Origin of the sequence: Protofrankia sp. CiT1 (assembly GCF_917627335.1) — a bacterium.
Taxonomy (GTDB): Bacteria; Actinomycetota; Actinomycetes; order Frankiales; family Frankiaceae; genus Protofrankia.
Genome location: NZ_CAKJTP010000073.1, coordinates 13,296 through 21,241 on the forward strand (window position 1 = coordinate 13,296; position 7,946 = coordinate 21,241).

Below are 7,946 nucleotides of genomic sequence, written 5' to 3' on the forward strand. Positions count from 1 at the left end.
CCCGCGGCGGGCACCGCGGCGGGCACCGCGGCGGAGCCAGGACCGCCTGGTTCGCATCCGTTCTCCGTATGACCTGTCTGCGTATGACCCGCGGATCCGTGTCCGTCCGTCGCCGGCTCGGGGGCCGGTCCAGCCGGTTCGCCCGGCGGGGAACCGCCCGGAGCCGCGATCGCAAGCAACCGTGCGATCGCCGCCCGCAGCGCGCTACGCGGCTTGATCATGTCAACGATGCCGTGGGCAAGCAGGAACTCCGCGGTCTGGAACCCGGCCGGCAGGGTCTGCTTGATGGTCTGCTCGATGACCCGCGGACCCGCGAAGCCGAGCCGCGCCGCCGGTTCCGCGATGATGATGTCGCACAGGGTCGCGAAGGATGCGGCTACCCCACCGAAGGTCGGATCAGTGATCAGAGACAGGGTGAGGATGCCCGCCTCGTCCAGTTCGCCGAGCATGTTGCTGGTCTTGGCCATCTGCATGAGCGAGATGACGCCTTCCTGCATGCGCGCGCCCCCGGAGGCGGTCACGATCAGAAGCGGGACGCGTTCGCGCAACGCCAGTTCACCCGCCCGGGTGATGGCCTCCCCCACAACCGAGCCGAGGCTGCCGCCCATGAAGCGGAAGTCCATGGCCGCGACGATCACCGGATGCCCGTCGATCCGCCCCCGGGCACACCGCACCGCCTCGTCCAGCCCGGTCCGGGCTCGGGTCTCCCGCAGCCGGTCCTGGTACGGCTTGGAGTCGATAAAGCCGAGCGGATCGGCGTCAAACACGGGCATGGCCAGCTGTTCGATCGAATCCGGGTCGAGCAGCTGGCTGAGTCGCTCGCTCGCGGTCAGCGGCGCGTGCCAGCCGCAGTCGGCGCAGACCCGGTGCGCCTGCACGAACCTCTTGCCGTACAGCATGGCCCGACAGCCCCCACACAGGAACCATCGACCGGGTTCGCTGTCGCGGCTGGCCGGCGTTGCGTGCCCGGTCACCGGTACGCGCCGCGGTGCGGATTCGTTCGCCGCGGCCTGGTTCGCCGCGGCCCGCGGGGGCGGGCTCCCGTTGACCAGGGTCATGACCGTCCGCCCGCGGTCGCGAGCGGCACCGGCCGGTAGGTCGAGCAGGCCGCCGGGAGTTTCACCCCGGCGAAGCGGAGCTGGGCGACCCGGCCGGCGAATGCCGCGCCCGTCATGAGGTTCGCGGCGACGTCCACCACGCTTCTGTTCTCCACCGCCTCCAGATGGGTACCGCGGACCCAGGTGTTGAACGCGCCCGCGGCCGGTCCACACCAGATCTGGTAGTCGGTGACCCGCTCGGGATTCGCCCCGATGCACCAGAACGACGACAGCCCGAGATACCACCGGAAGATCAGCGCCATCTTCCGTTTCGGGTTCCCGTCAGCCCGGCGGATCTGCTCAGGGTCGCGTTCTTCGAAGTACTCGACGGTGTCGCGCCACACGTCCGCGAACGGCCGGCGCAGCACCTTGTCCTGGACCCAGGCCCGCTCCCCGGGAGGAAGATCGTCAATCCCCCCGTAAGCCTGGTACAGCTCGAACAGCCGCTTCGCCTTGGACGCGAACATCGTGCCGCGCCGCAGGACCTGCACCTCGACACCCATCTCAAACATGTCCGACGACGGCGCCATCGCGCAGTCGGTGCCCTCAGCCGCGCCGAGCAGCCGCTTCGCGCTGACGGACTGCCCGGACTCCACGCACGGCTGGTTGACCGAACCGGTGACCACGTAGGCCGCGCCCATCGCGAACGCGGCGAACACGCTCGACGGGGTGCCGAGCCCGCCGGCCGCGCCGACCCGGACCGGCCGGCGGTAGCCGCGCTCACGCACGACCCGATCCCGCAACGAAATGATCTCTGGCAGGAGCACGGCCAACGGCCGGCGGTCGGTGTGACCGCCGGAGTCCGCCTCCACGGTGATGTCGTCGGCCATCGGCACGAAACGGGCGAGCTCGGCCTGTTCGGCGCTGACCAGGCCGGCGCTGACGAGCGGCCGCACCAGCGTGTCCGGGGCGGGCGCCAGGAAAAGCTCCGCGATCTCGGTACGGGAGAGCTTGGCGAGGACCCGGTGGGCGATCCGGACCCCGCCAGCGGGATCCCGGCTCAGACCAGCGAGCCGGTACCGCACGATCTGCGGGGTGAGCTCGAGGAAGGCCGAGGCCTCCACGCAGGTCACCCCGTGTCGCAACGACAGCTCGACGATTGCCCGTTCCAGCTCCAGCTCGTTCGGGCTGTGGATCAGGTTGCAGGCGAACGGCAGCCCCGGCGCGGCCCGCCGGATCGCCGCCAGCGCCGCATCGATCTTGTCCGGTACCACGCCAGCGGCCCCGAACGACGCGAGGAACCCCGCCTTCGCCATCGCGACGACAAGACGCTCCGAGGCGATGCCGTTGGCCATCGCGCCAGCCATGTACGGGTAACGGACGCCGTGGTCACGGAGGAAGTCCGCTGCCCCCAGGCGGTGCGCGGGCATCGCCGGCGCCACGGCCAGAACACGTCCGCCGGACCGCCGCGCCGCGGTCTCGTCGTTGGTGGCGCCGATCCCGCCGCCGTGTTCCAGCACGAAACACGGCCGGTCCAGCGCGGCGAGAACCGCGTAGACCTCCTCGACGGTCCGTCCGATCGCGGCCGGGGTGGCCAGGACCGGCCCCGGCGGATAGCTGGTCACCATGGTCCCGCTCCCACTCCGTGCAGCTCGACCGCGATGTCGGTCAGCGCGTAGATACGCATGCCGGGCTTCCACACGCTGGCGTCGCCGACGACCCGGACCCGTTCGACGCCGCGGCGGACCTCCTTGAGGTGGACTTCCAGGGTCATCTCGCCGTCCGTGGGCAGGATCTGGCCGCGGTAGCGCCAGCTCATCGACAGATCCGTCGGCAGGACGAACCGGGGCTCGACCAGATCGGCGGCAAGCCCGCTGTCGACCAGCCACTCCTGCATCGCCTGGATGACCGCCTCGATGCCGAGCGAACCAGGCATCACCGGGTCGAGCCAGAAGTGCAGCGCGAAGAACCAGTCGGACGGGTCGACCGGCCGTACCGCGCGCAGGTAGCCCTTACCGAAACGACCACCGCCGTCGACGACCTGGACGCTGTCAAGCATGGCGAGATGCCCCCGCGAGGACAGCGGGGCACCGGCGTCGCGCCGGCCCGCCACGTCGATCGTGCGGACCGCGCCCGGCGCTACCTCGGCGGTCTCCAGCCAGGTCGGCACGCAGGCACCGGAGTCCAGCCCGTTCTGGTTCGCCAGGGCCGTGGCGTTGAAAAAACCGAACAGGGATTCCCCCCGGTAGAACGGCTCGCCGTCCACGGACAGCTCGTAGGAGAAGTTCTGCAGGACCGCACCGACCATGACGGTGGTGGACAGCAGGGTCGAGACCTGGCGGATCGTGCGGCCCCGCAGGTCCACCTGGCGCAGCAGGGTCGCTTCGCCGTCGAGGTTGCGCAGGCTGTAGTCCTCGTCCGGGCCGGTCAGGGTGGCACCCAGGTAGTAGCCCAGGAACAACGCGGACTGCAGCGATGTCTCCATATGGACGATGTTGGGCATCGTCGGGCTCGCGTACTCCTGGTAGTACCAGGCGTCCGCGGGTACGTCGTACTCGGTCCACGCGGTGGCGCCACCGGACAGCTCACCGCGTTGGCCGTCCACGATCATCACTCGATCGACCAGCGACAGCCCGCCGCCCGGCAGCCGGGTTGCCCGCCGGCCGAGGTAGGGGGCGAACTCCGGGCCGAGCGCCACGTCCAGGTAGCCGTGAGCGCTGTTGGCCATGTGCATCTCGTTGATCATCGCCGCCTCGCCGGCGGAGTTGACCCGGCCGAGAAAACCCGGCACCGCACCGCCGCGCAGTGGCGCCACCAACGTCCCCGGCTTCTCCCGGAGCTGGAGGTACAGGCCGCTGACCCGGGCGAGGACTCCCCCCGCGCCACGGAACTCGGCGTCGAGGCGGATGCGGGGGCGGGGCGCGAGACCAGCCACAGTGACATCGGCCACCAGCTCGCAGCCGGCGTCCCATCCCCCGGCGAACACGTCCACCGCCCAGTGAGCCACCTCTGGTTCAAGATCAATATTGCTGTCGGGCAGACAGACGTCGAAGCGGGCATCGGGTAGGCACAGCTGGAGGCCGAAGTACAACGCGAGCGTCTGCGCCGCCTGCCAGGCCGCCTCCAGCACCGTGACGGCACTGACGGCACTGGAGGCGCTGACGGCGTCGCCAGCGGCCGGCCGGCCGCGCGCGCGCAGCCGGCCGAGGTTACGCGCCCCGCCCGTCCGAGCTATCTCGATCACCTCGTCGAGCAGCAGGAATCCGGCCGGGGGAAGCCGGAGCGAGGTGTTGCAGCCGCGCTGTTCGTAGCTGCTCCCGAACACGCCGGGGACATCACCGCCCGACAGCCTGGCGAGCTCCGCCGGGCCGAGGGCTGTCCGTGGGGTGTACGCGAGCGGCTTGAAGGCGAGGATGGTCGGCACCGGATCCGGTTCGGCCGTGCCGAGCGGCGCACCGACCGGCACGGCCGCGCGCGGGCCGGCGACACCGTCGGGCACCGACAGCACCGGCCGCGGACCGGCATGACAGCGGACGGAGAACCCGGCGGTCCCATCGGGCGCCGGGGAGCCGGCCACCACCGCGAACCGCAGCGGCTCGTCCGCCCGGGGAAGCTCGCCTTCGAAGACGACCGTGGCGTGCCGGATCTCCCAACCGGCCGCGGACGCCGTGCCACCCGCCGCCGCGAGGGAGGCGGAGCGCAGCACCGCGTCCCAGGCTGCCCGGACCAGCGTCGCGGGCGACACCCACCCGTCCAGGTCATAGCCAAGACCGGCGGCGGACGCCACGGCCACCTCGTACGCGGCCTCACCGCGGGCATCAACAGGACCGCCGAGCGCGGGAACGCCCGGGGCGCTCAGGGCCGCCGGGGCGCCCCGGACGGCCGCAACCGCCGGGGCGGGAACGGCCGGCGCAAAGGCGCCGGCCGGCTCCGGGTGGGGCAGCGGGCCGGTGTCCCGGCGGGACAGAGCCGGGCCCCGGAAACCCATCCTGGCGAGCGCGAGTTCCTGAAACGCCGCCTGCGTCCGCATCGCGCCGGCATGCGCCCTTATGATCTCTTCCCGAAAACCGCGCACCAGCTCCGCGGCCGGGTCAGCCATGGACACCGGAGCGGGCGCGGGGAACACCAGCGGGGCCGCGGGCCCAGCCGGTTCGGCGGTCGCGGCCGGCTGGGCCGGCTGGGCCCGCGGCACGCCATATGTGCTGGCATCGGCCGTGGGCACCGGCGCGGCGGCATCGGCCGGCCACAGCGGGACGCCGAACGGATCACCGTCGAACTGCAGCAGCTCGCCGCTTTCGTCAAGGCTCGCGGTCATCGGGTCGTCTCCGTTCGATCGGGGCCGGCGCGATCAGGGCCGACGCCCCTGGGTGCACTGACCGATCTCGTCATGGCCGTGCCCGCGCGTCCCGGCGCCGGGCGCCCTCCCGGATCTTCTCAGCCATGTCGGGTGTGCTGATCAGCGAAACGTCGAGGAACCGCTGGAGCACAGCGCCATCGGGCGCGTGGACGGTGACGTCCACGGTCACCCCCATGGACGTGGAGCGCAGGTTGTCGGCCACCGCCACGAACGTGGCGTTGCCCGGCAGCGGCGCGAAGAACTGGACCCGCCCGATACCCAGCGGCAGGCAGCCGGCCCGCAGATAGGCGCGGCCCAGCACGTACGCCGCCTGGACGACGACATCCCCGAGCGCCGGGCTGTGCAGGCTGCCGGCGAAGGCACCAGCGGCCAGCGGGGTGTCCGGCAGCCGGCACTCCACCACCAGCCGGGTCCGGTCCTGGTGCAGCAGCCGCCGGATGCCCTGCAGCAGGACCCCGTGGAACAGGGTCCCGTCGGCGTAGCCGTCCAGGCCGTTCTCGGGTCCCTGCCCGAGCGGGTAGCCGGGCCAGGCAACGTCGGCTGGGGCCTGGTCGGGCGAGGCTGCGAGCACGAACACCCCGCCGTAGTGGGACGCCGGGAACGCGCCACCGGTGTCCGAGCGGATCGCGGCCCGGATGACCAGCCGCCCGTCGACCACGCTGCCCGCGTCGGCTTCCAGCCGGTAGCCGCGCTCGTGCGAGCCGTCGAAGACGATCCCCTTGTGAACCTCGAAGTCACGCGCCTCGACGACCCGCAGGTCCCGGTTGGCCCGCTCGAGGCCATTGATCAGCCAGCCGAGCCCGGCCGTGGCGGGCAGCACCGGGTGGGCGCCGATCTGGTGGGCGTCCACCACCGGGTCCAGGTCGAAGCCGGTCAGCTCCCGATGGCTGACGAAGGCCGGGGTGTCGATCGGCCCCGTGGCCGCCGCCAGCGGGACGGGATGACCGACCAGGACACATGCGTCGCCCGCGCGGGCCGCGCTGAACTGCTCGACGAACATCCGCGCCCCATCCGCGGGCGCCAGCAGGGGCACACCTCGGGCGCGGAACATCTCCCGGAGCTCGGGGGTGACCATCCCACCGTCCCAGGCTCCCCAGTTGATCGCGACGGCCGCGCTGGCCGGCCGGCTGCGCCGCCAGCTGGCCGTAACCTTGTTCAGTGCTTCGTTCGCCGCCGCGTAGTCGCCCTGACCAGGGTTTCCGGCGATCCCGGCGATCGAGGTGAAGACGACGAGCTGGCGCAGGGGAGCCTGCGGGACGGCGGCCAGGATGTTGCCCAGACCGATGATCTTTGGTGCGAGGACTCCCCGCACGTCCGCCGCGCTTTTGTCCACGAGCATCGCGTCGGCGAGCGCACCGGCACCGTGCACGATGCCAGTGATCCGGGCCTCATGCTCGGCGAGAGCCGCCCGCGTGGCCGTGGCGTCGGCGACATCAACGCTGAGGTAGGCCGCCCGTGCCCCGGCCGCGGTCACGTCGGCGAGGGTCGCCCGGATCTCGCGCTGGGCGAGCAGATCGCGCAGGGCACGGTTGACCTCGCGCGGAGCCGGCGAACCGCCGTCCGCCCGCAGCCGCTCGATCAGCTTCGGCTTCAGCGCGCTGTCGGGCACCCCAGCGGCCCAGTCGGGTTCGTCGGTGAGTTCGGTGCGGCCGAGCAGGAGAAAGGCCAGCGGGCACACCTGCGCCAACGCCCGCACGCACAGAGCCGTTACACCACGCGCGCCACCGGTGACAACCAGGGTGTCCTCGGTGCCGACGCTGAGGTCAGTGAGGTCAACCGGGACCAGATCAAGGTCTTCGTACCGCACCGTCCACCGCTGCCGTTCGGCATCGACACCGACCTCGGCGACGTCACGGGCGGCGTCGTCCAGCTCCCGCAGCACGGCCTCCGCCGCAGCGTCGTCACCGAGCGCCGGGCTCAGGTCGAGCGCCCGGCAGAACAGCGCCGGCATCTCCCGGGCAAGGGTCTTCACCAGCCCGGTGGCCCCGCCCAGCACCGCGGCCGCCATGGCGCGCTCCCCGCTGTGGCCGAGGATGCCGTCAAGCCGGCTCACGGTCACAAAACTGGCCCGCGTTCCCGTGTCAGCGGTCTCCCGCAGGGCACCGGCAATCCGCCCGGCGGCCCGTACCGTCTCAGCGAGCCGACGGGTCGCGTCGTCCCACCGCTCAGGCTGGCCGAGCAGCGTCAGGCACAGATCGATCCGGGGTGATTCGGCCAGGACCTCGGCAAGCTGCCTGTCGAGGTCCTGGCCATCCCAGTCCAGGAATGCGTCCCCGGCGGAGGTCGCCGGGCTCCCCAGCGTCCGGTGACAGACATCCCAGCCACGGCGCTCGAGCTCGCGGACGATCGGGGCGGCGAGCTCGTCACCATGATCAAGAACTACGGCGACCGGCGCGGCCGCATACGCTCCCTCGAGCCGGTCGATCGCGGGCAGCCGCCACGTCTGCGCCGTCAGCCGGCGGGCCTCGCCCGGAGCCGGCGCAGCGGGCGACGCAGCGGGGGAAACCGCGGGCTGCGCCCGCTGACCGGCAGGAGCAGCGGCCGGTCCCAGA

At 72.1% G+C, this 7,946-nt stretch carries 4 protein-coding genes; all 4 read right to left on the bottom strand.

All coding sequences use genetic code 11. The features are described from left to right. A partial coding sequence (accD, locus tag MJ785_RS13285) for an acetyl-CoA carboxylase, carboxyltransferase subunit beta (RefSeq protein WP_239381174.1) occupies positions 1-1,058 on the bottom strand: 1,058 nt, incomplete at its 3' end. Further along, positions 1,055-2,665 (bottom strand): PfaD family polyunsaturated fatty acid/polyketide biosynthesis protein, encoded by a 1,611-nt coding sequence (locus MJ785_RS13290; protein WP_239381183.1) that lies wholly within the window; start codon positions 2,663-2,665, stop codon positions 1,055-1,057. The genes MJ785_RS13290 and accD, both read right to left, overlap by 4 nt. Next, a complete protein-coding gene (locus tag MJ785_RS13295; RefSeq protein WP_239381185.1) occupies positions 2,659-5,352 on the bottom strand; it encodes a beta-hydroxydecanoyl-ACP dehydratase in 2,694 nt (897 codons plus the stop codon). The genes MJ785_RS13290 and MJ785_RS13295 overlap by 7 nt, the downstream gene beginning before the upstream one ends. Before the next feature lie 70 nt (positions 5,353-5,422). After that, positions 5,423-7,946: SDR family NAD(P)-dependent oxidoreductase (locus MJ785_RS13300; protein WP_239381186.1), on the bottom strand; the 2,524-nt coding region annotated here is incomplete at its 5' end.